The sequence below is a fragment of the Paenibacillus sp. QJM3NY_38 genome (assembly GCF_056173265.1).
This window is the reverse complement of record NZ_CM149665.1, coordinates 4,816,054-4,842,310: the sequence shown is the minus strand read 5'-3', so window position 1 is coordinate 4,842,310 and position 26,257 is coordinate 4,816,054. Positions and strand designations below refer to the sequence as shown.

Here is a 26,257-nt window from a genome sequence, read left to right as displayed (position 1 = left end):
CTGGTCCCAAAATGTTGTGTACACATTATGTACCGGGCTGTAAACGCTGTCAATACAAGCGCTGTTATTCCAGCACCTGGAATAATTAAAGGGGCTTTGCTTATGTAGTCGGTTATTTGAACAAGGAGAACGGTTATTTGAATTTATGTTCGGAGGCTCGCAGTTCATAATGGATTTAGATGGAATTTAACCGGGAGAGGTGAAATACGTTGCAATGGATGTATAAATTCGATTTTGGCACGGGAGCGCCGGGCCAAGAACATATCAAAATAAACGCTGAAACCTTATATAATCCTGACCTTGGCTACGGATTCCATTCCTTATCCAACGTCTCTGCCTTGAATCGGGCGGGGGAAGAGGCATTAAGGGGAGATTTTATCATACCGCTGAATGCTGCGTTTCAGGTCGATGTGATCGATGGTCTGTACACCCTGCATCTGCTGATGGGTGATGCCTGGTTTGATACCGAAACCTCGATTCGTGGAACGGAAGGTCAGATGCTGCTGGACGGGAAACATATACCGGCTGGCCACTTTGAACGATTTAGCATCACGGTGCCGGCCGTCCAAGGTAAAATCGTACTGACCTTCTCGGGCAGGGCTCCCCGGATTAATGCAATGGAAGTGGCACCTGCGCCACATGCTTGCAACTTGTTTTTGGCAGGGGATTCAACGGTAACGAACCAGCCTGCGGACGGTTATCCCTATGCCGGGTGGGGGCAAATGCTGCCCGCTTATATTAAAGCGGATGCGACTGTGAGCAATTATGCTCGTTCCGGTCGAAGCTCCAAGAGCTTTATTACGGAGGGATTATTGGAGCAAATACGTGAGAAGATGAAGCCTCATGATTATATGCTGATTCAGTTTGGCCATAACGACCAAAAGCGGGATGAGGAGAGGCATACGGAGCCTTTTTCGACATACAAGGAATTTTTAAAGAAATACGTGGATGTTTGCCGGGAGAAACAGGCGACGCCGATCCTGGTAACGCCCGTTCATCGTCGCTATTTTGATAGTAAGGGGCTATTGGAGGACACGCATGGCGATTATATCACGGCAGTGCGGGAACTGGCGGAGGAGGAGAATATACCCTTGGTCGATCTGGCGGCGCTGAGTTTGGAGTGTTTTAACCAGCTGGGTCCCGAAGGGACCAAATCCGTGTTTATGTGGGGGAGGCCAGGGGAGTTTCTTCTGTTTCCGCAGGGTGTCATGGACAACACTCATTTTCAAGAGCGCGGTGCGGCCCGATTAGCCGATATGGTGGTTGGCGGTTTGAAGGCGCTTGGCCTCCAGCCGTTGTCTCTGTTTCTGCGCTAGCATGATGGGTCGGGACGTGGATTAAAGGAATTTCTGCGTTAATAGCGAATCTAGTATCTATTCAAAATCCTTAAATCATGAGTTGTGAGGAGTGAAACACATGTCAAAAGGTGAAAAACATTGGATTATTCCGGATGGGTATATCCCTCCTGAAAGCAGCGGAGAACTAACCAGTCATGAATCCGTCTGTGTTTTGAACTTATCCGAGCAGGACGTTGTGGTTACGATTCATGCTTACTTCGAGGATCGTGATCCGTTGCTGGGAATGGAAACCATCGTACCAGCTAGAAGAACCAAACATATACGAACGAGCACGCTTCAAACGGACGTCGGGGACGGTATACCTCCAGGTATTCCTTATGCCATGGAAGTTACGAGCAGTGCACCCGTATTTGTTCAATACAGCCGTCTCGATTCGACTCAGCCCGAGAATGCCTTGATGAGTGTCATGGCGTATGCGGTAACCCGATCCTAAGGAAAGTCATTGAATGGTACAGGATATAATATATACCTCAGAGCCGCCAGAGGATTTTCGTCAATTGGAAGCATTGTACGCTTCGCTTGGTTGGAACTCTATTCATCTATCCGTTATCGAATTGAAAAGCATGTGTTTGCAGAGCTGGTATGCCATTTATGCTTATGAAGGACAGCGACTGGTAGGCATGGGACGTGTAATTTCCGATGGGGTGGTCACCGGCGTTATTTGCGGATTAGGCGTACATCCGAATTATCAGTTCAAGGGGATAGGACGACAGATCCTCCATCGATTGGTTGAACATTGCGAGAAGTCCCGGGTCTTCCCGCAACTGATGTGTGAAGAAGGGCTGGAACCGTATTATGAGAAGCTGGGTTTTCAGCGATTTACAATTGGCATGAAGAAGGATATAAAGCGAACTCATTCAACGGATGTCCCATAATCTTTGATCGTTACTTTCACCTCAGACTTCATCGGAACCTCACTAAATATTTGATCCCAATCTTTTTTGGTTGTTTTCCAAATACGAGGATATCTAATTCTCAATTGGTTTCCGAAGCCGGCAACGTCCGTTTTGTATTCATGTTGAATTTTATCCAGTACATTCTCAATTAAACGCTCCACCTCTTCTTCAACAGCTTTTTCCACTCTTTTCAAAAAGTCAGTATCGATGCTTTTCTCCGAAACCACCCAATGCTCGGCAATTCTTCCTTCAGACTCGATTTTTATATCAAACGAGATGTTATTCCCATTAACGTGAGGTATAATTTTACTTTTCATGGATATCACTTCGTATATAATTGGCTGGCCAGTCTCTCTATCAACGCTTTTTACCAAACCGCCTTTTCCATTTCCGGATATCCACGTTAAGCCCTCCAAGTCCTTTTCATTCAAAAAGCCGCGCAGTTTTTTAGTTTTCCCTTCAATGACGGCAGCTCCGGTGAATTTTATTTCTCCTTTCGTCGAAACGACATTTTGCAAAAGAAAGCTGGCTCCTGAATGCAGCTTCCCCTCTATCTTGGTAATTGTAGTAGGAGGCAGAATTTTGGTTGTTCTTCCGTGACCGTGTGTCATTTCAACGAGTTGAAACGCTGGAATATCCATTGGTTTGTTCGATTCTAGCGTTTGACTCGCACGGTTTCGAGCGATAAGAAGGAGTCCGCTTGGTCTCATCTCCTGTTCCCTAATATAAAAATCCAAAATCTTTTGCATATCCAGCGTACGTGCAAGATCCTCTCCAATGATAATCACTTTTGAATGCTCAGCAAAGGCGCGCTTGTCGATTCTTAATACCATATTACGCAAAGTCGGCAGGATCGCATCTCCTGTTTCAGAAACGTTATTGTAAGCTTTTTGTGGTGATGATCCTGGTTTTGTTCCTTTTCCTGTAGTCTCTGAGGTAACAAATTGATTGGTTATCGTAATTCGATTCAGGTGAGGCTGACCGCCTGCTTGTCCCGCTGACTCTTCCCGAGGACCTCCCTGTTTTTCCAAATCCATCGAAGTACCCACAATGAGTGCCAAATCTTCAATTTCTTTATTGCTCCAACATCCTGTAAGGGGCAGGATTATAAAAACCAACAGTGCACTCAAGAGGATCCGTATCGTGATGTGCTTCAAGCTTTTCCACCTCTCAGTTTCGATATTAGAAGTAAAATTACTGGCAGAACAGCAAATAATAATAGCGCGACATGTCCGATGATATCGCCAAATTCAAAAAGGTCATTGATATTTTTTGGAACCATGGCAATGACGTAAATAATCGGAATCAAGCCATATATAAATGGATGAATCTTCTTTTTGAAGAGCTGTGCCATCCCTAAAGCAGCTGCGTAATAGGTAATGGTAAAGGTCGTGAATATTTGCATAATCCATATTACCAGCAGCAAAGATTCAAACCGTTCAAAGATCAATCCGGGGATTTCAAAACTTCGCATAAGCTCAAGGGTAGGCCATGTACTCATGACCACTCCATCAATCGACAGGGCTCCGATGACCATGACAACGGTGATGACGTAAAAGAGCAAAGGGATGGAAACACCGATTAGAACAACTTTTACGGCTTTGTCCGGCTTTTGCATAAACGCAACAAGGAGCAGCATAATTTCAGAACCTAAAAATGCGAGAACGGTTGTCTTTATTCCTTTTAGCATGGGGCTAATTCCCAATCCTAATACGGGACGGAGATTATCGATCTCAAATATGCCTAAGCTCAAAAAGGCAACCAGTAAAAAGATGACGATCGTAATAGGGAATATGATTTCAAACAAACGGGCGAGCGTGTTGATTCCGCCTATGATCAGATAGAGACCTATCCACATGAAAGGCAGAATGATGGCCCAGGTGGGGGTGCCTTCCAGCAAAAAAAGGCCGGTTACTTCTGCCATTGTTCTGACTTCATAGGCAGAAATGGTAAAAAAGTAGCCGATAACAAGTAAACTGAAGAACCCGCCCATCCATTTACCTACAATTTCCTGGTTATATTGATAAAAGGTTTTTCCGGGGAATCGCTGGTTTAATTTCACGATGATCAACGCTACGAGCATGGCGATCATCCCGCCCAAAATCACGGTGATCCAAACATCCGGTGTTTTCACTTTCTCCACAGATGTTCGCGGTAGGGTTAGAATCCCGGCAGCAAGAATATAGTTGACGAGGATCACCGCTGCTTGCGAATTCGTAATTTGTTCTTTTGAACTACCTATCATGTTGGATTATTTCCTTTCATAGAGAGCTATCCTTTACGGATGGAGTCTTTCCTGTGTATCGCCTTCCGACGGCGTTTCATCTTCACGAGTGGCATACGAATCATAAAGTCTTTCCAATCACTTACTCGATATGGAACGATCGGAGTGACAAAGGCAACACCAAAACTCTCCAACCTTACTAAATGGCTGCAAAAGAAAAGGAAAAACAGAACGACACCGTATAATCCAAACACTGCAGCGAAAAACATGGCTATAAAACGAAGCATACGAAACGTAATCCCAGCGCTGTATTGAGGGATGGCAAAGGAAGAAATGGCGGTTAACGCCACCACGATCACCATAATTGGACTCACAATCCCCGCTTGTACGGCAGCTTCTCCTATGACCAGACCACCGACGATACCCATGGCCGGACCAATGGGTTTAGGTAATCGCAGCCCACCTTCCCGCAAAATCTCGATGGCTACTTCCATGATCAGAGCTTCGATTAGTGCCGGAAACGGTACACCTTCCCTCGTGCCCATGATAGACAAGGCCAGTTTGGTTGGGATCAATCCCTGGTGAAATGATACAAACGAAATATACAAGGAGGGTCCAAATAGCGATATAAAAGCCGCAAAATAACGCAACAGGCGGATGAGAAAAGTAGGTAACCAACGATCATAATAGTCCTCTGGTGAGTGCAGCATCATACTAAATGATATCGGAACGATCAAAGCGAAAGGCGTCCCATCTAACAAGATCGCTACTCGTCCTTCCATCAAGGCACTGTAAACGCGGTCGGGACGCTCTGTATTCTGTACTTGGGTAAAAGGACTGAGGTAATTATCCTCGATCAGCTGTTCTACATAGCCTGATTCCGGTACATCATCTATATTTATTTTTTGGATTCTTTTCTGGACCTCTTCCACCAAAGCAGGATCAGCCATATCTTTGATATAAGCAATGACAAGTTCTTTTTTTGAACTTTGCCCTACTTGAAACTTAATGATGGATAAGTTGTTGTTGTCACCATGCTGTCGTAAAAGAGCGGTATTATCACGTAACGATTCTGTGAAACCTACCCGTGGGCCTCTAACCAATGGTTCCGAAGACGGTTCTTCAATACTGCGCGATTTCCCTTTGGTCGTACCGAGAATGAGCACATGCTGCAATCCATCCACAAACAGTGCAGTCGAACCTGTCAATATCTTGGACGTTAAGTCATTAACATGTTGTGTTTCTGTTACTTCACTAATGGTAAGAACTTGATTTTTAATAAACTCGTTAGAAAGGACCCCATGCACAAGAGATGGATCCTGATTATTTTTTTCGGAGAAGCTCATCATAAGCGATTTCATAATGTGTTGGTCGATGAGCTCTTTATCCGACAGTCCGTCTACGAAAATGATGGCCGCACCAATGCCCGTGCCTCCAATGTAAAACTCCCTAAATTGCACATCCGAGTTATGGCCGATCCTTGTTCTCATCAGTTCAAGATCCAAGGCGAAGTTCCCCGAAAAACGGTTTATTGAGGTTTCAGCAGGATCCAAGGTTTTGTTGTTTTCATGGTCATGTTGTTTCATTGTTGAACCCCGCCATTTCTTCAGTCTTCCTTTGAGTTATGAACCCACTTAAAAAACCTTGAGATTATATATGGAACCATAAATGCAATGAACCCCTGCATAAAAACCTTCCAATCCGGAAGGTAGGAAAGCACCATTCTCCACATGTTAATCCCCCTGTTATGCCAACATTAGCGCCATTTAGGCGTAAGTCTCTATAATTCCATTATTATCTAAGCAACAACCGTTTAAACTTAATACATCGACGACTAAGCAGGAGTGGAACTAATGATTATTGAAAAGTTTGGCTTGACTAAAGACACTGGATACGCGAGAGGGAAATAATGTTAAAATAACTTCAGGCAGGTAGCTCGATGTACGTTAGGAGGTTCCATAAGATGAAGACATTGTCGGTAGGGATTATAGGGACCGGATTTGGCGGTACCGTTCATGCTCCCATTCTTCAGCTGCACCCGGGAATGGAGGTGAAATCCATTGCCAGTGTGCATCGACAGCGCACGGATGACCGCTCGTGGAATGGAATTCCGTATTACAGGAACTGGCGTGACATGATGGAGAGTGAGTCGCTTGATCTGGTATCGATCGTTTCGGCGCCCGTCCATCATTATGAAATGACGATGCTCGCCCTCCAGTCCGGCTATCATGTCCTGACGGAGAAGCCTCTGGGCATGAATACAGAGCAAACGTTACAGATGTGGAGAGAGTCAGAACGGGTAGATCGACAAGCTTTCGTTAATTTTCAATGGAGATGGACACCAATTCGGCAACGAATAAAGCACATGCTGCAAGGTAAAGAACTCGGAGACATACAGCATATCAAATATACAGGGAGCTTTTCCGGCCACTCCGTACTGTCTAATTCTTACCGGGGATGGGAAGCGCGCAGCGAGGATGGCGGTGGATTCCTGTTTGCGATCGGTTCGCATATGGTAGATTCCCTCTTGTGGTGGATGGACGAAGAAATTACAGAAGTGTACGGCGACCTGAGAACCCAGGTTCCGGCCTATAACGGAGATGCAGGGCTTGAGCTTAGGGATGCTGAGGATGCCTTTACCTTCACAGGGTGTTTTAAGGGTGGTGCTTCTTTCCTTGCGGATGTATTTTTTCCGGGGATCCGCGGAGCGGGATGGACGTTAGAGATCTATGGGACGAAGGGGACGCTGGTGATGCGAAATGATCATACCCTCGAATGCAGCTTCGGCGGGGCGTTTGAATCTATCCCGATGGTTCCGTTTGATCCACCGGCTAACCTGGAAGCCCCGGCAGTGCCCTATTATAACGGCTTCTATCAGATGATAGACGGCATATATCAGAGCATAACTGCAAATCGATCAATGTTGAATATGCCGAATTTCGAGGATGGCCACAAGGTACAAGCTGTTCTGGATGCGATTCGTCTTTCGTCCGTTACGAACAGCCGAGTCAGCGTTGATTATGGATCCATGATTCGAAATGGGTAATAGGAAAGTTAAAGCCCTTTACTCCGTATCCGAGACTGCCCGATTCCGCACATCGTTATAGTTACAACCAACTGAGCAAAACAAAATTTCGGGACATTTCCAAGCGGTTATTTGAGTTTCTTTGTGAGCTGCAGCTCCGCTACGGGCAGCGCATTGTGCTGGAGCATGATTTTTTTGGTGACTACGAGGATGTGTTCATGGATAGCTTTCACGATTATCCTGAAATCGGGTTTGTGCTGGATACGGCCAGACTTGATATTACCCGCAGGGCCTTTTACGGGTTTGACCCGTATCATTTTCTGGATCGGATGGCATCCCGGGTATATGTGGTCCATTACAGCAACGTATTTTATGATGAGGACAAGTTCACGCATCACCTGCCTGTCCTGCCGGAGCATGATCATGATGTGAATTACGGAGATGCTTACGCCTATATGCGGTATCTTGCAGATCGCAATTCACAGTTTCATGTAACGTTTGAACATAAAGCCAGTCTCATAACCCGCCAGCAGCTGCACCAGATTTATAGCCGGACGGCTTTGATGCTGGAAGAGCAGGGAGGGCACGTACTAATCCGGTAGTAAATCGGATAGATATAAAGAGTGGGCAGATAGCTTGCAGACCAATTGCCACAATATTGGGTACGGTGTTTTACCTGAACATCAGGTGGGGAGGAACCCTCTATGCTACAGAGCTTGATCGTTGTGTTTGTGCTGACGATGATTATTCATACGGCCGAAACCTTGTCGTACTCCGCAAGATATGCCGGAGTGAAGCTAAACAAGATCGCTGTTGCATTATCGTTGACGGGGATTATTGTGCTGGTTTCCCGAACGTCCAACTTAGTTCAAGCTCCGCTGACAGCCAAGTTTGTTGATTATGCGAAGTTGGATCCTTCATTTGATGTGCTCTCTTATTTCAGGGCGATTCTGTTAGCCGCCTCAATCGGAACCATTGTTGCAATCGCACTGTTTCCCACCTTTGTCAATCTGTTCAGCAGAGTCATCAGCAAGCTGGAGGTCGCCGGATCGATTCCGAAGCTGGTATCCAGTGTGACCATTGGACAGCTTAAGAACACAAGGCATTACATAAGAAAACCCAACTTGAAATGGAGTCAGTTTCGTTACTTAGGAGTACCTAAACGGTTTATTATCCTGAATATTGTGGTCACGGCTTTTTACACCGTAGGTGTCCTGTCATCCCTGTATGCAGCTCACCTCATTCCTCAGTACAGCACCACAGCATCTCAGGCATCCGGGTTAATCAACGGAATCGCGACCATTATTTTAACGATATTTATTGATCCCCAGCTTGGTTTGATTACCGATAAGGCGACTCGGAACGAGGAAGCGAGGGATCAGCTTGGCAAAGTATATACAATGCTGATGGTTTCAAGGTTTTTTGGGACCATGCTGGCACAACTCGTGATCATTCCAGCCGCTTATGTAATCAGTGAGATTGTGAAGTGGATATAAGGACTGTAATTGTTGTTTGAACGCCAGAAGGAGAGAGGAAGAATCGTAATGACGCGTAAACGTGTAGTGATGGAATCCGTGCTGTTTGCTGCAGCGATATATATAGGCTATTTTGTATTTATGATGCTGCAAGGCATGGTGCTAACACAGAGATATGGGCGGGATCTGGATCTGAGCAGGCAATATGAACAGACGGAATCCCTGCCGGCTCAGGCAGCTTTTGGAATGATTGAGCGGAATAGCGAATGGTTTACCGTGGCTGCAATTGGAGGCTTTATTGTATTAGGCTGCTTATATGGAAGTGTTAGATGGATGTTGGCAAAACGAAGACCGCAATCCTAACATTGGATTTTATAGAGTGAGCATAAACCCTGTCATGGATTCCTATCCAAGCCAGGGTTATTTGTCTTGAATATATGGTCGAAGTTGGATTATAGACCTTACGCATATTGGAAGTAATCCATACTAGAAGGTGTGGAAAAAGAGGACAAGATGAAGTTTATTGGGTCACCCAATTATCCGGTGTATCTGTATATTAGGTGCTGACAAGCCTTTAAAACGGTTATGTAAGCGCTATTTTTATGCTTGACAGCCTATTCGGATGCGTTTATGCTAAACATGCGGTTAATTGGGTCACCCAATTATCGTCTGCGCAAGTAGGGATAGAGAGGGTAGTCATATGACCATTAAGAAGATTAAATATCATCGGGTGTACGAGGATGTCATCGAACAGATCAAGAATTTGATTCTGGAAGGAAATCTGACCCCGGGCGACGTTCTTCCGACAGAGCGGGAGCTGGCCCAATCGTTTGGCATTAGTCGCGGGACATTGCGGGAAGCTTTCCGCATTCTGGAGCGCGAAGGATTGATCGAAGCCAGACCCGGAGGCGGGCGTTTCCTGAGCAAGGCACTGGATGTTGCCGAGGATCGCAGCCGCATCCTGGATAATATCGAACGTGCAACCATCATTGAGTTGTTAGAGGCGCGTGAATTGTTTGAGACCGGAATTGTGGAGCTGGCGGCAAAGCGCGCAACCGATGAGGATATCGCCGAGATTGAGGCAGCCTTCGCGACTTGGGGGGAGATCGATCAGAATGCGGACGATCGATCGAAGCCGGATCAAGCATTCCACTTGTCGATTGCGAAAGCCACGCATAACGTTGTACTCGTCAATATGATTGAATTGCATATGGATTTGCTGCAGCGGACACTGAGCAAAACCGCCCAGATTCCGGGTCGCAAGAGCGAGGTCTACGAAGAACATTTACTTATTTTGCAAGCCATTAAGGAACGTGACCCGGTAAAAGCGAAGCTGGCTTTGCTGAACCATCTCAGAAGGGTTAAAGAAAACATACAGAAAAACTACATTCATGTTTAAGAGGGGAGAAACGTCCCCCTTTTAGCACAAATTGGATAATCCAATTATCCAATGGTCATGGGTGAATATGTTGGTAGAGAGGGACTGCAGATGAATACAGACATTCGAATTCTATCACCCTGCGGCATGCTGGGATATGGATTTCCTGAACAATCCTTCCTGAACGGACTGGAGTTCGAGCTGCACGGCATCGTCGTTGATGCGGGCTCCACGGATGGAGGACCGCACAAGCTGGGCGCCGGCGTATCGATCGTCAGCAAGCGGGCGGTCAAGAAGGATCTGGACATTATGCTCACGAACGGTTTACCCCGGAAAATTCCGATCATCATCGGCTCGGCCGGGGGCTCGGGGGCACGGACCCATGTGAACTGGACGCTGGATATCATTGATGAGATTTTGGATGAGCGGGGGCTTCAGGCCAAGGTGTCCGTCATATGGGCCGACTTCACCCGGGAGGAAATTCATCAGGCGAAGGAAGAAGGGCGGATTAAGGCACTAAGTCCGAATATTCCGCCACTCACCAGTGAGTTGATTGACTCCACCAACAGCATCGTTGCCCAGATGGGACACGAGCCGATTGTGGAAGCGCTTCAACAAGGTGTGGACATCATCGTCTGCGGCCGGGCGTATGATCCTTCGCCTTTCGCGGCGATCGGGATCTATCACGGCAAGGACCCGGGGCTATCCTATCATCTGGGCAAAATTTTGGAATGCGGCGCATTGTGCGCGGAACCGGGAACCACCAAAGACAGCATTCTTGGCACGATCAGCGACCATTCGTTTACCGTTCAATCGCTTAACCCGAGCCGGACGTGCAGCCCGACCAGCGTTGCGGCCCATACCTTTTATGAGAAGGAACATCCGTTTATTCTGCACGGCCCCGGCTTTACGCTCGATTTGGAGAACTGCCGCTTCGAGGAAGAGGAGAAAGGCGTCGTTCGCGTAACCGGCAGTCGGTTCCTTCCGGCGGAGAAATACTTCATTAAGCTGGAAGGCGCTAGGCGCGTCGCGTATCGGACCTTCGTGGTCGCCGGGATCCGGGATCCGCTTCTGATCGGGAAGCTGGAAGAGGTTGAGGAATATGTTCGCAACCAGGCGCGGGAATATTACCGGGAAATTTCGGAATCGGATTATCGGATCCAATTTTACAACTACGGCAAGAATGGCGTTCTCGGGAGCAAGGAGCCTGAGTCGTTCGCCGGACATGAGGTCGGCGTCATGTTCGAAGTGGTGGCCAAGACGCAGGAATTGGCGAACAGCATCTGCGCGACGGTGCGCTCCACCTTTCTGCATTATGGCTATGAAGGCCGGAAATCAACGGCAGGCAATCTGGCATTTCCATTCGCGCCAAGCGATATCGAGTTCGGTCCTGTGTATGAGTTCTCCGTCTATCACCTGATGGAAATGAAAAATAATGCTTTTCGTATAGAGCATCGATAAGGAGGATCAAACCATGACAGAACTCGGCGATTTAGCGAAAGTGCTGCGAAGCAAAAACTCGGGACCCTTCGAAATTACATTAGACGTGTTGTTTGATTCCAAGGAGCAGTATGACAGAGTGAAACAGTCCGGCGTCATTACGAAAGGGACGATATGCGAGCTGTATCAGATAAGGGAGGAGCAGATTCATCATTTGGTATTTTTCGACCAGGCGCTGGGTTTCAAAATCACGATGTCGCGGGACATATCGTCGGGCAGTGTCGGCGATCGCGACGTGTACGGTGCCCAGCAGCATGCTCCCCTCATGAAACTATCCATTGAACATCTGGAGGAGGGGTAAGCCATGAAGGTATTAAGGCGATTAAGGCAGGATTGGGTACTGTACGCGATGCTGTCGCTGCCTCTGCTCTACTTTTTTATCTTTCACATCATTCCGCTGTACGGCATGAAACTCGCCTTTCAGGATTACCGGATTCTCGGGGATCATGTCTGGGTCGGGTGGAAGCACTTCAAGACGCTGTTCAGCTCGCCCGCCTTCACAAGCGTGCTGCAGAATACCATTATCATCAGCTTGATGAAAATCGTATTCGTGTTCCCGATTCCGATCATGCTGTCGCTTCTGATTAATGAAGTTCGGAGCACGAAATACCGCAAATATGTGCAATCCGTGGTCTATCTGCCACATTTCCTGTCCTGGGTCGTGATTGCCGGAATCTGGATCAGTCTCTTGAACCCTGCCGAAGGCGGAGTCAATCTGATAGCGAATTTCTTTCAACTGCCATCCGTGGATTACATGACCAGCAAGGAGCATATCCGTTGGGTGCTCGTATTCTCCGAAATCTGGAGAAGCGCCGGCTGGGATTCGATCATTTATCTGGCAGCCATCATGAAAATCAGCCCAGGATTGTATGAAGCAGCCAAGATGGACGGGGCGACCCGGCTGCAGCAGATGAGGTTCATTACGCTTCCTCATTTATACAGCACAGTTGTAACCGTCTTCATTCTGAATCTGGGCTTCTTCATGAATGCCGGTTTTGATCAGGTGTTTAACTTTATGAACGATTCCATCATCAGTGTGGTGGATATTCTGGACACATATGTGTACCGAATCGGTATCGGGAACGGACAGTTTGCTTACGCAACTGCAGCAAGTCTGTTCAAGGGCGTGATCGGTATCATCCTCATCCTGGGCACGCATTTCATATCGAAGCGCTTCTCGGGCAAGGGCGTCTGGTAAAGGAGGGATTTAAGGGTGAGACGGCTGGAAATATCCAAAATCGTCATTTATCTCATGTTGTTTGTGTTCACGCTCATGGTATTGGTTCCTCTCCTGAATCTGCTGGCGCTGTCCTTAACCGATCCCGGCAAAGCCCATCTGATGGGCGGACTGGACATCTTTCCGAAGGGATTCTCAACAATCAATTACCAACTGTTATTGTCCAATCCCTTGATTACAGGCAGTATTCTGAATTCCGTATGGATTACCGTAGCAGGCACATTCCTGAATCTGCTGCTAACCTCCATGGCGGCGTACGTGCTGGCGAGAACCGATTTTATCGGTAAAAAGGTTGTGTTGTTCTTTCTGATCGTCATTATGGTGTTTGAGCCGGGCATGATCCCCGAATACCTGCTGGTAAAGGATCTCGGACTGATGAATACGCTAACATCACTGATTCTGTACAAAGCGATCAACGTGTACTATCTCTTTATTCTCATGCGGTTCATTCAGGACATACCGGAGGAGATTCTGGAGGCATCTCGAATCGATGGGGCAGGTCATTTCCGCTTATACAGCCGAATCATACTGCCGTTGTCCAAACCGGGGCTGGCGACCTTGGGCTTGTTTTACGGGGTGTACCACTGGAATGAATATTTCAGAGCGACGCTCTACATTTCGGACCCGACCAAATGGCCGCTGCAGGTCGTGCTTAGACAATTCGTTGTCCGCAAGGACAATACGTCCCTGATCGGCAACCAGAACATGTTCGACAGCTCGATCAACTTTGATTTTGCTTCCCTGCAGGCAGGTACGATCATGATTGCAATTGTGCCGCTGTTATTCCTATATCCGTTCATTTTGAAATATTACGCGAAAGGCGAACTGGAGGGTGGAGTGAAGGATTAAGCGGGAAGGCGAAGTCAGCTTACTTATAAGGCATGAATGTTCAAATTCATAAAAAGGGGAGAAAGATGAACATGAAAAAATTAAGCCTTTTACTCATCGTTGCCATGCTGGTTATGGTCATGTCGGCATGCACATCGACATCAAACACGCCGGGAGCGGGTCAAGCCGAACCCGGGACTACCCAGCCGGATGGAAGCGGTGATCCCGTTACATTGAAGATCGTGTATAAGGATGAAGGAACGGCGAACCCTGTTTCGGTTAAATTCTTCGAGACCTTGGAGAAATCCCTGGCCGAAGACGAAGGATTGAAAGTGAAATTCGAGCTTGTCGATCTGGCACAGGGCAGTTATGCCGAGAACCTGAATCTTCTGCTGTTAGGCGGAACTATTCCGGATATCATCTACTTTCAGGGCGGCGACCAGCAAATTGCCGAACAAGGCCTGCTGGAGGATCTGACGCCTTACATTGAAAAATCCACTTACATTAAAGATATCATCGAGCCGCATAACCAAACGCGGATGGCAAGCTATCCGTATCTGCTGTGGATCAAACCGCTCGCTCCGAAGACCCCGGTCATCCGGGCCGACTGGTTTAATGCCATGGATAGCTCCAAGGCCCTGATGGAGAACCCGACCGTTGACAATTATTATGCCTTCTTCAAGGAACTGGTGGAGAAGAAGCCGGGTGAAGGCAAGCCGAGCTACGCGCTGACGGCAGCAGGCGATATTGCTGAGATCAACTTTATTTTCAATACGGCTTTCGGTTTAGATACGACTTGGCTTAAGAAGGAAGACGGAACGTATGAGTACTCCAAGGTTTCCCAGAAGGAAAAAGAAAAGCTGACGTTCTACAACAAGCTCTACAAGGAAGGGCTGCTTGACCCGCAATTCATTACGAAGCAATGGGATACGAAGGAAGACGCCTTCTATAAAGGTGAGGCTGCCGTTATTACGGGCACAGCCGGCAAAATCATCGATTTGTATGACGGAAGAATGCAGGAACTCGGCGGAGATGACGCCAATCTGATCGTGCTCCCGCCTGCTAAAGGCGAGGCTCAAGGCTTCGGGGCCACCGATGTTACGAAGGAATCCAGAGGACTTGCGATCTCCTCGCAATCTCCGCATAAAGACGTAGCGTTCAAGGTATTCGATTACCTTGCAAGTCCGAAGGGGCAAATGCTGGACCGCCTCGGTTTCGAAGAGGAGCATTACAAGGTGGTTGACGGCGAAATCGAGCTTAACGAGAAATACTACAGCGAATGGTATGCGCGTTTCTGGGAGCCGACCGAGATCAAATCCGAAACGCCTTTGAAAACGCCGCTCCTTGGTGAGCCTGGAACCGAATCGTTGAAAATGGCTGGCGATTTCTACACGGAAGACAATAATTTCATCATCCCTGAGCAATTCATTGCGAACTGGGATGCGATGAACAATCTGTACAAGGAATATTCGACGGACTTTATTACAGGCAAGAAGGACTTGTCCCAATTCGACCAATTCGTTGAAGCATGGAATGCTGCAGGCGGAGCAGAGATAACGAAATACGCCAACGAAAACATCAAGTAAGGAGCCTATAACTATGACTTCGTTTCGTGACCGGGTGAGGGGCGTGGTGATATCCACCGCGCTCGGAGACGCAATGGGAGCTCCAATCGAGAAATTGACGTACGGGGAGATCAAGTCCAAGTACGGACGCGTAGAATCCCTCATGACAAGGTGGCATAAGATGGATCTGCCCCCCGACGTCCGGCTTGGCCGTGTAAGAGGCGATGGCATTGTCACGGACGATACGCTGATGACCATTGCGCTTATGAACGTGTATCTTACCGAGGGCAGGCATCTGGATGCCTATGATATGGGCAACGAGTTCGTGAAGGAGATCGCGTTCCGCAAGACGTTTGTTCCTGAGCTGAATGAGGAAACGCTGATCATTGACCGGTTGTTCTATCCGGAAAAATATATCTTTATGCGTCATGTGCTGGCCAATTGCGATCCGAGAGAAGGCGGCATCGGGAATATGGTGAACTGCGGGGCGGCGATGTACATCGCCCCGATCGGGATCGTCAATGCAGGCAATCCAAAGGCGGCTTATGATGAAGCCATCCTGTTTGCGATGGGTCACCAGAGCAGTTACGGCCTGGAAGCCGCGGGCGTTCTGGCCGCTTGCGTGGCGAAGGCGTTTGAGCCGGGGGTGAGTGTGGACGATATCGTCCACACCGCCATCAGTCTGGCAAAAGACGGCACGAAAGCTGCCATTCAAGAGATGACGCAAGCTGCCCGCGAACTGCGGCAGGAGCGGGATGATATGGACAAAGTGATCAAGGTATTCCAAGCGATCATGCTTAAGTATTCGCCGATGGGCGATGACGTGAGCCGCCACATTAACAAGGTTGGCATCCCGAGCAACCATTATACGCCGAGCCGTTTATGGTCGATTGAAGAGCTGCCGATGGCACTGGCGTTTATCGTTCTCAATGACGGTGATTACTATCGTTCGATTCTGGACGGGGTTAACTCCGGCCGTGATACCGACTCAATCGGCGTCATGGCCGGGGTGATCCTGGGCGCCATGTATGGCAGCGAGGTTATCCGCAAGGAAGATATTAAGCAGCTGAATAAGGTGAACCGCTTGGACCTGTGCGCTATCGCTGATCGGTTCAGCGGCATTGCCGCGAAGATCATTGAGGAGGATATTCGCATCAATGAGTCTCGGAAGACCATAGTGAGTCGTTAGCTTTAAACAGTACTAAGAACCACAACGGATAAAGAAAATGCTTTAAATAGGAGGGAGAGCAAATGATACCTAAACAATATGTAGAGACGGTATATGCGGGATTCATCGGCATGAACATTGGCATAAGGCTGGGTGCTCCCATCGAACCGGTGGCTTGGACGTATGAACGCATTCGGGATGTATACGGCGATATACGGGATTATGTGAAGCCATATACAACCTTTGCCGCCGACGATGACGCCAACGGTCCGGTTTTCTTTATCCGCGCGCTGTATGACGATGCGACAGACCGTGAGCTTGAGCCGGAGGATGTGGGCAAAGCATGGCTTAATTACGCAAGGGAAGGGATCGGCATGTTCTGGTGGGGCGGTGAGGATATCAGCACCGAGCACCGCGCCTATGTGAATTTGCGCAAAGGCATTCCGGCTCCTCGTTCGGGCTCGATCGAGGTCAACGGCACGGAGATGGCGGAGCAGATCGGCGGCCAGATCTTCATCGATTCCTGGGGTCTGCTGTTCCCGGGGCAAGCGGAGAAAGCGGCGGATTACGCGGAAAAAGCGGCCAGCGTCTCCCATGACGGCAACGGGCTGTATGGCGCCCGCTTCATGGCCGCCTGCATAGCCAAAGCCTTTGATGCTTCATCCATGGATGAGATTATTGCGGAAGGCCTGCGCATGATTCCGGATGACTCCACTTATGCGCGCGTGGTCCATGCGGTGATGGACTTCCACCGGGAGCAGCCTTCCGATTTCCGTGCTTGCCGCCAGTATTTGGAGGACCATTGGGGATACGATAAATATACGGGAGTATGCCACATTATCCCGAATGCGGGCGTGTGCGTGCTTGCCCTTCTGTATGGCGAGGGAGATTTTGCGCGCACGGTCGAAATCGCGTCGATGTGCGGCTGGGACACCGATTGCAATGCAGGCAACGTGGGAACGATCCTCGGCGTTTACAGAGGTCTGGCGGGTATTCCCGAACATTACCGAAAGCCGATCAATGACTTCATCGTGGCTTCCAGCGTGTCCGGCTATTTGAATTTGGTGGATTTTCCGACATTCGCCAAAGAGCTTGCACTGCTTGGCTACCGCCTCAACGGAGAGAAAGCACCTGAAGAGCTGGCACGTCGGGTGAGGCAGGGCGAGGTGTCTTTCGATTTCGACCTGCCGGGGTCTACGCATGGATTCCGGACGAGCCATGCCTTCAAAACGCCGGTCGTTCGCCATTCGACGAAACATGTTTATGATAGCAGAGGATCGCTTGAAGTAGTTTTTGACAGACTGGTGGAAGGGGACAGCAGCAAGATCTACTATAAACCGTTCTATCGCCGGGCGGAGTTTAACGATGAGAAATATAAGCCGACCTTTGCCCCTCTGGCCTACAGCGGGCAGACCATATCCGCCCGCATTTATGTGGATCAGTGGGAAGGCGAACCAATTACCTTGACTCCGTATGTACGCAATACCTATACGCAGGAGGACGTGCGTATGGCTGCGTTTACTCCCGTGTGCGGAGAGTGGAACGCTGTTCAATTCGTCATTCCGGATACGGAAGGTGCCATGATTGATGAGATCGGATGGATACTCGAGAGCCCGTCGCCGCTATTGAATCGTGCCATCGGAAGTTTGTTCGTCGGGCAATTCCGCATCACGGGAGCTGCGGATTATACGATCGATTTTGCCAAGCAAGCCAAAGAATTCGCTTCGATCACGCCATTCTCGCATCATCGAGGAACATGGGAGCTGCGTGATGGAACGATGCATTGCACATCGAAAGGAGACACCTCGTCCTATTCCGGCAATTACTATGCTGAAGATATGGAGATTGAAGCGACCATCAAACCGATATCCGGCACCAGCCATTGTCTGATTACAAGAGCGCAGGGCGTCATGCGTCATTATCTGGCCGGGTTCGATGGCCCCAATTCCGTATCGTTTATCAAACAGGATTTTGGGATCAAGCGGCTGATTACGGCAAGATACGATTGGGCATTGGGTCAAGAATACCGCCTGAAGCTGGTGTCCGAGAAGGATCGGTTCATCTTGTATATTAATGGAGAGAATGTGCTGGAATGCAAGGAAACCGCTTATGGTCATGGCATGTTCGGCTTTGGCTGCTTAGATGACGGCGAGAATGAGATCAAGGATGTTCGTGTTCGTACATCAGAGCCGAAGTCGGTATAAGAGAAAGGAGCGGATTATCTTTGCGCAAGCTGGTTGTCATTGGCAGCATTAATATGGATGTTGTGAGTACTGTAGAGCAGTTCCCCCGCCCGGGGGAAACGATTCATAGCAAGGGCACATCTTTTTTTCCTGGGGGGAAAGGGGCAAATCAGGCTGTGGCGGCAGCCTCGGCGGGTGCGGATTGTGCCATGGTCGGCGCGGTTGGTCTTGATCCATTTGGGAAGACCCTGGTTGCTTCTTTGGAGGAACGAGGCGTTGGCGTTACTTCCGTCCTCTCCAAGACAGGCACCTCGGGGATGGCGATCATCACGGTCAACGAGGAAGGCGAGAATTATATTGTGCTGTCGGAAGGAGCCAATGGGCGGTTGACTGAAGAAGACGTAGCGACAGAGGTGAAATGGGATGGAGTATATGCCGTGCTGCTGCAGAATGAAATTCCGTGGCAGACGACGGAGTACGTTATCCAATCGGCCAACAAGGCAGGCGTTCGCGTCTGGTTGAATCCGGCGCCTGCGCGAGAGGTCCCTCATGACGTGCTGCCGCTGATCGATACATTAATTGTGAACGAGACCGAAGCGGAAGTGGTAAGCGGCTTGAAGGTGGAGGACGCGGTTACAGCGGATGCAGCGGCAGCGTCGATCATCGGCAGAGGCACCTCCAACGTGATCATCACCCTTGGCGAGCAGGGCTGCTTCTATGGGAATGCCAAGGGTGAGCGTTTCACCGTTCCGGCTTTCCGTGTCACACCCGTGGATACCACGGCGGCAGGAGATACCTTCATCGGTGCTTATGCGGCGGCTTGCACGGAGGGATTGGAAACGGAAGAGGCCCTTCAGTTTGCAACTGCAGCGGCTGCACTGACGGTAACCCGGCCAGGCGCACAAGCCTCTATACCGTCCAAGGAAGAGATTATGGCTTTTATAAATAAATAATTCGTTGCAAAAAGCGAGAGGGCGTCTTTGTTGCCTTCTCGCTTTTGTTATATTCCCCCTCGTATTTCGAATATGCGCGATAGGCGTACGATGACGACGATCCGCCATTCATTCCGGATCTGATGAGGCTGCAGTGATTATGATCCCTGTCATGTGAGATCTAAATGGAGATGCCCGACATGTTCTGCCGAACCCTTTCATATATGTAAGAGTGATGATAATGAATCTATGAAATGGGGTATCTGCTCATGGCAAAACAAAAAAGAGGCAAATCCTTGTGGAACCTACCAACTCGCGCCCGCGGTACATGCCCGGTATGCAAGAGTACGCGGACTAAACTGTTGTATCCCCGGACCAAATCGGACGGGACTGCCCTGAAAGTGTGCAAGCGCTGTGACGGCGCTTCGCAGGAGCGGGTGGACGCGGCTGTGTAGCTATCACACCAGCGGCCTTGATTGGACGAACGTCGGGATAGTCTTGTGCATATCGTGCATAGCTCTTCGAAATACGGCTTATAATGCTCCCTCACAACATACCGAAGTCAAACCATCTCAAGTCGCAGCTGTTAGTGCGCATGCTCAGGTTTCAGTCCGGCATGCTGCACGGGTGGCACCCGCTGCGCCTATAATCCCTGCCTGTCTTGCCGTTCAGGGATTATTTGGAATATAATAGTTTTTACCAAAGAGCGTGCATAGACCGTATTCCACGTGAAGCGGTCTATGCTTTTTTAAGAGATAAGAAAGTATAATCGGCGAAGAGGAATATCAGGTTACTGGAGGTGGATGGATGTTAGAGGAACGGTTAAAGGAATACATAAGCCAGCATAAGCAATTGATGACGGATTTGCGCATCGTTCGCGACTTAGGACTGCCGCAGTGCTATATTGCTGCAGGCTACATTCGAAATTATGTGTGGGACCTGCTTCATGGGTTGGAAGGGACGGATCGGCATACGGATATCGATGTCGTATACTTCGATCCGGAGGATGTTTCTGTAGAGCGGGATATTCGATTGGAAGAGCTTCTTAGAACAACAACGGCGAACCCGAAATGGTCAGTCAAGAATCAGGCCAGAATGCATGTGAAGAATGGAGATGAGCCTTATAACTCGACCCAAGCAGCGTTAACCTATTGGCCGGAGACGGCGACCGCGGTCGGGGCAAGGCTGAACTTCGAAGAAGAGCTTGAGCTCTGCTGTCCTTATGGATTGGAGGATTTATTTGCGCTTCGGGTTCGCAGAAGTCCTAACTTTCATAAGCCGAGCTATTATTTGGAACGGGTAGCGAAGAAGCAATGGAAGGATCAGTGGCCGCAGCTAACGATAAGCGATGATTAGATAAGGGTACCCTATATCCTAGCAGGAGTTGCAGTGAGCAAGGAAATGGGCTGTCCGTATTGAATTTATAGGTAGGCCTTATAACGGCCGGAACAAGGGGCTATCGCATGGACATATTCAACTGCGCACGTCAAAAGGAAATATTGTATCACGAGACACTGTACGAAGAAACCGTATTGTTTCAGCCTGGGAGCTGGTTAGCCAAGCCTGTGCAGACAGTCCTCGATCATCTGGAATTATTGTCGTTTCATGAGATGCGGGTATTGGATCTGGCCTGTGGCGTCGGGCGTAACAGTATCCCGGTTGCGCAGCGGATCCAAGCGGCGAACGGGCAGGTCGTCTGCGTGGATCTGCTGCCATCGGCAGTCGAGAAGCTGCGGCAGTATGCGGTACTACATGGCGTAAGCTCAAACCTTGAGGCCATTGTGGCAGACGTAGAGCACTATGAAATTGCCGTGGATACTTATCATTACGTCATCGCATGCTCATGCCTGGAGCATATGAGCTCCGAGGATGCCTTCGTATCCAAGATCGAACAGATGCAGGCAGGAACCGTGCACCAGGGCATACACTGCATCATGATGAGCACAGAGGTGAAGGAAATCGATCAGGAAACGGGCTTGGAGGAGGAAGGTTTAATCGAGCTGAATCTGTCCGCGGACAGAGCCTTTTCCATCCTCGATGAGCTGTATTCGGAATGGGAGATCTTCACGAGGCGTCAGGTGCAGCAGGATATTCAAGAAGTGAAGGGTGGGAGAGACGTACTTTTTCGAAGTCAATGGATCACCTTCACTGCAAGAAAAGGAGTGTGTTAACTGTGGTGAAACATACGCATCTCGGCGTTTATGGAGTATTGATTCAGCATGATCATATCCTGTTGATCCAGAAAGCGAGAGGGCCGCACAAGGGGAAGTGGGATTTACCGGGCGGCTCCATTGAGTTCGGAGAAGAGCCGGAGCATACGCTGCAGCGCGAATTTATAGAGGAAACCGGGCTTGCTCCAATTAAGGGGAGCATTCGGACGGCTGTATCCTACACGATCGTATATCAGTATGAAGCGAATCAGATGGAAGAACTGCATCACATCGGCATCATGTATGATGTCGAGCTGCTGGATCATCAAGCCGTGATCAAGACGGACGGAGACGGCCAAGACTCATTAGGAGCAAAATGGATTCCCTTGGAGTCATTGGGGTTGTTACCGTTAACACCGTTTGTAGAGATGATGATGGAGCTCGTATTAAAGGGTGAGACTTCTAAAGAAGCAGAGGTTGAAGGATGACGACTTTCTATTTTGTGAGACATGCGGAATCTCCATTTCTCGATGGGAAGGAAAGGTCGAGGGGATTGTCTGCCGAGGGTTCCCTCGCTGCGATTCGAGTCAAGGACATGCTCCTGGGTGAAGGGATTGACGCTATCATATCAAGCCCTTATCAACGAGCCAAGGATACGGTCCAACCATTGGCGGACGCTTTGGGATTGCCGATTACGGAGTATGAGGACTTAAGGGAACGGAAGGTCGGGGATTTTCAGGGGCATTCCTTCCTCGATGCCAAGAAGATCCTTTTTCAGGATCCAACTACCTTCTTCCCTGGAGGGGAATCCAGCAAAAGCGCGCAAAGCCGAGCAGTCCAGGTGCTAAAGGAAATCCTGAATAAACATATCGGAAAGTCTGTCGTGATTGGCACCCACGGCGACATTATGACACTCATGCTGCAGCATTATGATCAACGATTCGATTATCATTTCTGGTTAGGTACAACGCTGCCGGATATTTACCGAGCCGAGTTTGAGGAAGGGCGGCTTGTCAATATCGCGCGGTTATGGAACGAGCCATAGGGCTGGAGTACTTTGCATGATATAAAAGGGGGCTGCCCCCTACGACGGTTTGCTCACTTGACGGACGGTTCGTCATACTCGAAAATGAGTCCAATGAAGAATGGCTGTGCTCAGGATGTTATCCTAGCACAGCCATTTCTTGCATTTCGGCTCGTTGCCGCTTCAAAAGCGCGTATACAATATGTAGAGTGTAGCTAGCTTAAAATTTGAAAATGTTGATCGTTTTTTGCAGCCGGAAAACGGCATTATTCATTGTTTCCGCTTCCTCGGCCATCTTCTGGATCGATGAGATGCCTTCATTCATGGAGGCCGACACCTGCTCCGTTCCAGCGGCGGATTGCTGCGTGATCGCCGATATATTCTGAATCGCGGAAGAAATGCTCTTCGCACTTTCGAGCATGGATTCGCTCTCCTTGGAGAAAGCGGCGATCTGTTCCGAAATATACTGAACACTGTTTACAATCTCCATGAACACCAGCTCAGCCTCACGGATCATTTCGGTTTGCTGCCTGACGACCTCTTCATTAATTTTAATGTTCTGGGTGGCATGTTTCACGTCCGATTCGATGCTCCGTACGAGATTGAATACTTCCCGTGTTGATGACGTGGATTCTTCGGCCAATTTACGCACCTCTTGGGCGACAATCGCAAAGCCGGCGCCGTGCTCGCCTGCTCTTGCCGCTTCAATAGATGCGTTCAAGGATAACAAATTGGTCTGATCGGCAAGTTCCGAGATCGTCTCCGTGATCTGCGTAATTCCTCTGGCACTCCGGGCCAGTGCATCAATGGACTCCGCGACTTTGGCCGTTGCGTCAATATTACGCTGCATTCCTGCAGACTGCTTGGCGACGGAGTCCCTTCCTTGCTCAACCAGTCCCAGCGTTTCGATCGAACGGGTATTCATTTCCTGGGTTGAATGCGTATAGTTGCTGACCTTCTCCTCGATCTCGCCAATGGAATGTGTCATTTCGGCTACGTCTTCCGAAATTTCGTTAGCCCCGACGGCCAGCTCATTGGAAGATAAGGAGACTTGATTCATCACTTGAATGAGCTCCTGGTTTTTAATCGAGATATTGGAGCTTGAGGTCATGACCTGACGCGTAATATCCGAGGTTTCCTGCAATATTTTACGAAGCTTGTCCACCATGCTGTTGAATGTTCTGCTGAGATCGTTCATGCCCCCAACCTCTTCTACCTGGAAGGTGAAGTCGCCTTTCGCGATTTTGGCAGAAACGCTGGAGATTTCCGCAAAGGAGTTGGTAAGCGTTTTCTCAATTAGACGAGAAAGAGGAAAAGTAAGACCGGTTAGTACCACCACGATGACCACGCCAATGATTGCTTTACCCATTAGAATAAATGCAAGCAGCATTGGAACCGCAAACAAAGCGGCAATGAGAAAACAGGCTGTAGTAATTTTTCGTGAGATAGGGAGTCTGTTGAACCATGCCATAAGAATGAGTCCTCCTCAACAACATAGGATATATTTACCATGATTATAGCATCGACGGGCAAAACTAGATAGGACGAATTGACAAAAAGTGTTGGATTAGGTCGAAAGAACTGAAAATGAGGAGGGAAGAGGGGATACGTAGCAAATATACGAATCCCCACTTGATGCACAGATATGAAAAGGTTTTATTTTACTGCCCGGAATAAGGCGGAAGCGAGATAGTCGGTATTATCCAGAATCATGCGGTCATGCTTGAACAGCGTTTCCCAGAGCGCAACATCGAACAGGAGTCCTTTATCGCGCTGTTCAAATGTATCCAGATGACGTGTCTGCTCTTCCTTTAACTGCTCATTGAAGTGGTTGTACTCCAGAATTTCTTCCTGTTTAAACCCGCAAGCCAAGAGGGAGTCCGCCCATTCTTCTCTCATCATCAGATTAGGTATTCCGAAGAATTCGAGCAGTTCCTGAAGCTTTGCTTCCGGCATGGGTTTATCTAGCAGTAATTCTCTGTCCAGCAGGACGCCTCCGCGATCCAGAACGCGGTAATATTCGGGCAGCGATTTCGAAGTATTCGTAAATACGGTAACAGACTCGGCCATGATCAGATCAAATTGGTTGTCCTCGAAAGGCAATGCGCATACATCCGCTTGATGGAACTGCACGTCGATTTCCATCGCTTCGGCTCGTGCTCGTGCTTTTTTGATCATATTTTCGTTCAGATCAATAGCGGTCACTTGATACCCCATCTCCGAAAGATGGCATGCGGTTCTGCCAGTTCCGCACCCCACCTCCAGAATGCGGCTGCCCGGTTGAATGGGATAATTCTTCAGCATTCTGAGGGTTGCCTCGAATCCTCCCGGGTGGGCACTGCCCATGCCTAATTTGGAGAGCATATGAATGTAGTTCATCTCATCTATCCCTTCTTCCTTGTCATCAACATGAGGGTAATCGTTTATTTACCATATGATTCAGGTACGTTTAGGGTTTTAGCTGAATTAGATATTTTGAGCCCTTTTTTCGGGAGGATCAGAGTCATAATGGAGGAAACGTCATGAGGATGGAACCGGTAGAGGCAGCGGAACGCGTCATTCAACACGATTATCCCGACTGTTTGCTAGCCGTGCTTGGCGGCAGCGCGAGCAGAGGCGAATATAATGAACAATCCGATTTGGACATTATGGTCCTTGAACGAGGGGGTTATGATTTCAGCAGGAGGACGATAGAGGCGCATGGGTGGATCGCGGAAATCTTTATATTGTCTTTATCCTCCTATCGCGAATATTTTGACGAGGGAGTGATCGCGGCGAATCCGTCATTTCAGCGGATGATCGCAGAAGGGACGGTGCTGCGCCTGCTGCCCGAGGGGGAAGAGGTGCGGGCGGAAGCCCAAAGCGATTTGGATTACGGACCTCTGCCCCTGTCGATAACCGATATTAACGATTACCGTTATGTGCTAACCGAGTACATGCTGGACTTGAAGAGTCCCCGAAGCGATGGCGAAAAATGGTTTACGGTGCACAAAATAGCTGCGATTCTCTGTGATTTTGTACTTAGGGTGAACCGGGAGTGGACGGGTGAAGGGAAAACGCTGTTCCGCCTGTTTAACCGCTTTGACACAATCTTAGGAGAGCGATTGGAAGCAGCGCTCGCGGCGATGTATCGCCAAGATGATCCTTCTGTTCTAATGGCATTTACCGAGGAAATGCTCCGTCCGTACGGAGGGAAACTTCTCATCGGTTATGAGGAATAAAATATCGTTGCCAATAGATAAAGAGAGGTACATTAGCCGTGACGCTAGCAAGGCGCGGGAAATACTATAATAGTGTGATTACATCACGTCATA

27 protein-coding genes are annotated in these 26,257 nt (G+C 48.8%); 22 read left to right on the top strand and 5 right to left on the bottom strand.

The window, feature by feature from the left end; all coding sequences use genetic code 11:
* The first annotated feature begins 218 nt into the window (after positions 1-218).
* The 3 genes from AC0VZ8_RS22290 (at position 219) to AC0VZ8_RS22280 (ending at position 2,233) form a co-directional block, all read left to right on the top strand.
* Positions 219-1,316: a rhamnogalacturonan acetylesterase gene (locus AC0VZ8_RS22290; RefSeq protein WP_475487737.1), complete on the top strand. Its 1,098-nt coding sequence runs from the start codon at positions 219-221 to the stop codon at positions 1,314-1,316.
* A gap of 100 nt (positions 1,317-1,416) precedes the next feature.
* On the top strand, positions 1,417-1,791 hold the full coding sequence (locus tag AC0VZ8_RS22285) for a sensory rhodopsin transducer (RefSeq protein ID WP_260065877.1): 375 nt from the start codon (positions 1,417-1,419) through the stop codon (positions 1,789-1,791).
* A 13-nt stretch (positions 1,792-1,804) separates the two neighbouring features.
* Positions 1,805-2,233 (top strand): GNAT family N-acetyltransferase, encoded by a 429-nt coding sequence (locus AC0VZ8_RS22280; RefSeq protein ID WP_475484413.1) that lies wholly within the window; start codon positions 1,805-1,807, stop codon positions 2,231-2,233.
* On the opposite strand, the gene AC0VZ8_RS22275 is transcribed toward AC0VZ8_RS22280, so the two are convergent.
* Genes AC0VZ8_RS22275 through AC0VZ8_RS22265 form a run of 3 tightly spaced genes read right to left on the bottom strand, consistent with a single transcriptional unit; the run spans position 2,212 to position 6,064 of the window.
* Entirely contained in the window at positions 2,212-3,411 is a 1,200-nt protein-coding gene (locus tag AC0VZ8_RS22275) for a Ger(x)C family spore germination protein (protein WP_475484412.1), read from the bottom strand. The genes AC0VZ8_RS22280 and AC0VZ8_RS22275 overlap by 22 nt on opposite strands.
* Positions 3,408-4,499 carry a spore germination protein gene (locus AC0VZ8_RS22270; protein ID WP_260065873.1) on the bottom strand — a complete coding sequence of 364 codons (1,092 nt, stop codon included), beginning with the start codon at positions 4,497-4,499 and terminating at the stop codon, positions 3,408-3,410. The genes AC0VZ8_RS22275 and AC0VZ8_RS22270 overlap by 4 nt, the downstream gene beginning before the upstream one ends.
* Positions 4,500-4,525: 26 nt before the next feature.
* Positions 4,526-6,064, bottom strand: coding sequence for a spore germination protein (locus AC0VZ8_RS22265; protein ID WP_475484411.1), 1,539 nt, complete (start codon positions 6,062-6,064; stop codon positions 4,526-4,528).
* 377 nt (positions 6,065-6,441) lie between these two features.
* Between AC0VZ8_RS22265 and AC0VZ8_RS22260 the strand changes: the two genes are divergently transcribed.
* From AC0VZ8_RS22260 to AC0VZ8_RS22175, 18 genes are all read left to right on the top strand, one after another.
* Positions 6,442-7,524, top strand: a complete 1,083-nt coding sequence (locus tag AC0VZ8_RS22260) for a Gfo/Idh/MocA family protein (RefSeq protein WP_475484410.1) — start codon at positions 6,442-6,444, stop codon at positions 7,522-7,524.
* 197 nt (positions 7,525-7,721) lie between these two features.
* Positions 7,722-8,105 (top strand): hypothetical protein, encoded by a 384-nt coding sequence (locus AC0VZ8_RS22255; RefSeq protein ID WP_475484409.1) that lies wholly within the window; start codon positions 7,722-7,724, stop codon positions 8,103-8,105.
* Positions 8,106-8,207: 102 nt separating this feature from the next.
* Positions 8,208-8,999, top strand: coding sequence for a lipid II flippase Amj family protein (locus tag AC0VZ8_RS22250; RefSeq protein WP_071219965.1), 792 nt, complete (start codon positions 8,208-8,210; stop codon positions 8,997-8,999).
* A gap of 48 nt (positions 9,000-9,047) precedes the next feature.
* Positions 9,048-9,341 (top strand): hypothetical protein, encoded by a 294-nt coding sequence (locus AC0VZ8_RS22245; protein WP_475484408.1) that lies wholly within the window; start codon positions 9,048-9,050, stop codon positions 9,339-9,341.
* A gap of 337 nt (positions 9,342-9,678) precedes the next feature.
* Entirely contained in the window at positions 9,679-10,377 is a 699-nt protein-coding gene (locus tag AC0VZ8_RS22240) for a FadR/GntR family transcriptional regulator (RefSeq protein WP_071219967.1), read from the top strand.
* Between the two features lie 90 nt (positions 10,378-10,467).
* The gene (locus AC0VZ8_RS22235) at positions 10,468-11,817 is read left to right on the top strand and encodes an acyclic terpene utilization AtuA family protein (RefSeq protein ID WP_475484407.1); all 1,350 of its coding nucleotides are present in this window, start codon (positions 10,468-10,470) and stop codon (positions 11,815-11,817) included.
* 13 nt (positions 11,818-11,830) lie between these two features.
* On the top strand, positions 11,831-12,157 hold the full coding sequence (locus tag AC0VZ8_RS22230) for a DUF4387 domain-containing protein (protein WP_071219969.1): 327 nt from the start codon (positions 11,831-11,833) through the stop codon (positions 12,155-12,157).
* Between the two features lie 3 nt (positions 12,158-12,160).
* The gene (locus tag AC0VZ8_RS22225) at positions 12,161-13,054 is read left to right on the top strand and encodes an ABC transporter permease (RefSeq protein WP_071219970.1); all 894 of its coding nucleotides are present in this window, start codon (positions 12,161-12,163) and stop codon (positions 13,052-13,054) included.
* Positions 13,055-13,069: 15 nt separating this feature from the next.
* Positions 13,070-13,942, top strand: a complete 873-nt coding sequence (locus AC0VZ8_RS22220) for a carbohydrate ABC transporter permease (RefSeq protein ID WP_427489194.1) — start codon at positions 13,070-13,072, stop codon at positions 13,940-13,942.
* Between the two features lie 71 nt (positions 13,943-14,013).
* Positions 14,014-15,507, top strand: coding sequence for an extracellular solute-binding protein (locus tag AC0VZ8_RS22215; protein ID WP_260065859.1), 1,494 nt, complete (start codon positions 14,014-14,016; stop codon positions 15,505-15,507).
* A gap of 13 nt (positions 15,508-15,520) precedes the next feature.
* Positions 15,521-16,675, top strand: a complete 1,155-nt coding sequence (locus AC0VZ8_RS22210) for an ADP-ribosylglycohydrolase family protein (RefSeq protein ID WP_475484406.1) — start codon at positions 15,521-15,523, stop codon at positions 16,673-16,675.
* Positions 16,676-16,737: 62 nt separating this feature from the next.
* Positions 16,738-18,858: an ADP-ribosylglycohydrolase family protein gene (locus tag AC0VZ8_RS22205; protein ID WP_475484405.1), complete on the top strand. Its 2,121-nt coding sequence runs from the start codon at positions 16,738-16,740 to the stop codon at positions 18,856-18,858.
* A 20-nt stretch (positions 18,859-18,878) separates the two neighbouring features.
* Entirely contained in the window at positions 18,879-19,790 is a 912-nt protein-coding gene (rbsK, locus tag AC0VZ8_RS22200; protein ID WP_475484404.1) for a ribokinase, read from the top strand.
* Positions 19,791-20,038: 248 nt separating this feature from the next.
* Entirely contained in the window at positions 20,039-20,224 is a 186-nt protein-coding gene (locus tag AC0VZ8_RS22195; protein ID WP_074961828.1) for a hypothetical protein, read from the top strand.
* A 352-nt stretch (positions 20,225-20,576) separates the two neighbouring features.
* Complete coding sequence (locus tag AC0VZ8_RS22190) at positions 20,577-21,125, top strand: nucleotidyltransferase family protein (protein ID WP_475484403.1); 549 nt, start codon at positions 20,577-20,579, stop codon at positions 21,123-21,125.
* Positions 21,126-21,232: 107 nt separating this feature from the next.
* Complete coding sequence (locus AC0VZ8_RS22185) at positions 21,233-21,940, top strand: class I SAM-dependent methyltransferase (protein ID WP_260065852.1); 708 nt, start codon at positions 21,233-21,235, stop codon at positions 21,938-21,940.
* Between the two features lie 2 nt (positions 21,941-21,942).
* Entirely contained in the window at positions 21,943-22,407 is a 465-nt protein-coding gene (locus AC0VZ8_RS22180; RefSeq protein ID WP_475484402.1) for an NUDIX hydrolase, read from the top strand.
* On the top strand, positions 22,404-22,964 hold the full coding sequence (locus AC0VZ8_RS22175) for a histidine phosphatase family protein (protein ID WP_475484401.1): 561 nt from the start codon (positions 22,404-22,406) through the stop codon (positions 22,962-22,964). Before AC0VZ8_RS22180 ends, AC0VZ8_RS22175 begins: the two co-directional genes overlap by 4 nt.
* Before the next feature lie 199 nt (positions 22,965-23,163).
* Here the strand turns inward: AC0VZ8_RS22175 and AC0VZ8_RS22170 are convergent, their stop codons facing one another.
* Positions 23,164-24,414 (bottom strand): methyl-accepting chemotaxis protein, encoded by a 1,251-nt coding sequence (locus tag AC0VZ8_RS22170; protein ID WP_475484400.1) that lies wholly within the window; start codon positions 24,412-24,414, stop codon positions 23,164-23,166.
* A gap of 185 nt (positions 24,415-24,599) precedes the next feature.
* On the bottom strand, positions 24,600-25,322 hold the full coding sequence (locus AC0VZ8_RS22165) for a class I SAM-dependent methyltransferase (protein WP_071219980.1): 723 nt from the start codon (positions 25,320-25,322) through the stop codon (positions 24,600-24,602).
* 143 nt (positions 25,323-25,465) lie between these two features.
* On the opposite strand from AC0VZ8_RS22165, the gene AC0VZ8_RS22160 reads away from it, so the two are divergent.
* The gene (locus tag AC0VZ8_RS22160; RefSeq protein ID WP_475484399.1) at positions 25,466-26,164 is read left to right on the top strand and encodes a nucleotidyltransferase domain-containing protein; all 699 of its coding nucleotides are present in this window, start codon (positions 25,466-25,468) and stop codon (positions 26,162-26,164) included.
* Positions 26,165-26,257: the final 93 nt, after the last annotated feature.

Bases quoted from the DNA above. Each gene is read 5' to 3' on its own strand.
- AC0VZ8_RS22185 (WP_260065852.1), top strand. From the start codon at position 21,233: ATGGACATATTCAACTGCGCACGTCAAAAGGAAATATTGTATCACGAG.
- AC0VZ8_RS22190 (WP_475484403.1), top strand. From the start codon at position 20,577: ATGTTAGAGGAACGGTTAAAGGAATACATAAGCCAGCATAAGCAATTG.
- AC0VZ8_RS22170 (WP_475484400.1), bottom strand. From the start codon at position 24,414: ATGGCATGGTTCAACAGACTCCCTATCTCACGAAAAATTACTACAGCC.
- AC0VZ8_RS22255 (WP_475484409.1), top strand. From the start codon at position 7,722: ATGGATAGCTTTCACGATTATCCTGAAATCGGGTTTGTGCTGGATACG.
- AC0VZ8_RS22225 (WP_071219970.1), top strand. From the start codon at position 12,161: ATGAAGGTATTAAGGCGATTAAGGCAGGATTGGGTACTGTACGCGATG.
- AC0VZ8_RS22245 (WP_475484408.1), top strand. From the start codon at position 9,048: ATGACGCGTAAACGTGTAGTGATGGAATCCGTGCTGTTTGCTGCAGCG.
- AC0VZ8_RS22250 (WP_071219965.1), top strand. From the start codon at position 8,208: ATGCTACAGAGCTTGATCGTTGTGTTTGTGCTGACGATGATTATTCAT.
- AC0VZ8_RS22270 (WP_260065873.1), bottom strand. From the start codon at position 4,499: ATGATAGGTAGTTCAAAAGAACAAATTACGAATTCGCAAGCAGCGGTG.
- AC0VZ8_RS22265 (WP_475484411.1), bottom strand. From the start codon at position 6,064: ATGAAACAACATGACCATGAAAACAACAAAACCTTGGATCCTGCTGAA.
- AC0VZ8_RS22210 (WP_475484406.1), top strand. From the start codon at position 15,521: ATGACTTCGTTTCGTGACCGGGTGAGGGGCGTGGTGATATCCACCGCG.
- AC0VZ8_RS22285 (WP_260065877.1), top strand. From the start codon at position 1,417: ATGTCAAAAGGTGAAAAACATTGGATTATTCCGGATGGGTATATCCCT.
- AC0VZ8_RS22175 (WP_475484401.1), top strand. From the start codon at position 22,404: ATGACGACTTTCTATTTTGTGAGACATGCGGAATCTCCATTTCTCGAT.
- AC0VZ8_RS22230 (WP_071219969.1), top strand. From the start codon at position 11,831: ATGACAGAACTCGGCGATTTAGCGAAAGTGCTGCGAAGCAAAAACTCG.
- AC0VZ8_RS22290 (WP_475487737.1), top strand. From the start codon at position 219: ATGTATAAATTCGATTTTGGCACGGGAGCGCCGGGCCAAGAACATATC.
- AC0VZ8_RS22215 (WP_260065859.1), top strand. From the start codon at position 14,014: ATGAAAAAATTAAGCCTTTTACTCATCGTTGCCATGCTGGTTATGGTC.
- AC0VZ8_RS22260 (WP_475484410.1), top strand. From the start codon at position 6,442: ATGAAGACATTGTCGGTAGGGATTATAGGGACCGGATTTGGCGGTACC.
- AC0VZ8_RS22195 (WP_074961828.1), top strand. From the start codon at position 20,039: ATGGCAAAACAAAAAAGAGGCAAATCCTTGTGGAACCTACCAACTCGC.
- AC0VZ8_RS22235 (WP_475484407.1), top strand. From the start codon at position 10,468: ATGAATACAGACATTCGAATTCTATCACCCTGCGGCATGCTGGGATAT.
- AC0VZ8_RS22280 (WP_475484413.1), top strand. From the start codon at position 1,805: ATGGTACAGGATATAATATATACCTCAGAGCCGCCAGAGGATTTTCGT.
- AC0VZ8_RS22205 (WP_475484405.1), top strand. From the start codon at position 16,738: ATGATACCTAAACAATATGTAGAGACGGTATATGCGGGATTCATCGGC.
- AC0VZ8_RS22240 (WP_071219967.1), top strand. From the start codon at position 9,679: ATGACCATTAAGAAGATTAAATATCATCGGGTGTACGAGGATGTCATC.
- AC0VZ8_RS22165 (WP_071219980.1), bottom strand. From the start codon at position 25,322: ATGAACTACATTCATATGCTCTCCAAATTAGGCATGGGCAGTGCCCAC.
- AC0VZ8_RS22160 (WP_475484399.1), top strand. From the start codon at position 25,466: ATGAGGATGGAACCGGTAGAGGCAGCGGAACGCGTCATTCAACACGAT.